At 35.7% G+C, this 286-nt stretch carries 1 protein-coding gene; it reads right to left on the reverse strand.

Annotation, left to right across the window (positions count from 1 at the left end; all coding sequences use genetic code 11):
• Window positions 1-38 precede the first annotated feature (38 nt).
• The coding region (locus tag AAEY57_RS19700) for a Tn3 family transposase (protein ID WP_350608632.1) at window positions 39-286 on the reverse strand (248 nt) is incomplete at its 5' end.

Genomic DNA, 286 nt, shown 5'->3' on the forward strand with positions numbered 1-286 from the left:
GTACCTTTTGAATTAGAAATACAAACAGATGGCATTCTTTAACTTATTGATTCTACATCACTAAGTAAACCAGCTAAGTCGATTTCTTTGCGGTCTTTATTAAAGGCATATTCCCCATTTAGATTAATGTGTTGCCAAGCAACAGGTGAAAGCCGAGAAATAACATCAACCACATCTTGCCTACCGTTCCTCTCTTGGATTTGTAAAAATGCCGATAGTAACGCGGAATTATAATAAATAATGCAATTTGAAATGAGTCGAGCACAATCGTTCCATTGTGATACTT

Source organism: Pseudoalteromonas sp. MER144-MNA-CIBAN-0113 (genome assembly GCF_040308965.1).
Classification (GTDB): Bacteria; Pseudomonadota; Gammaproteobacteria; order Enterobacterales; family Alteromonadaceae; genus Pseudoalteromonas; species Pseudoalteromonas tetraodonis.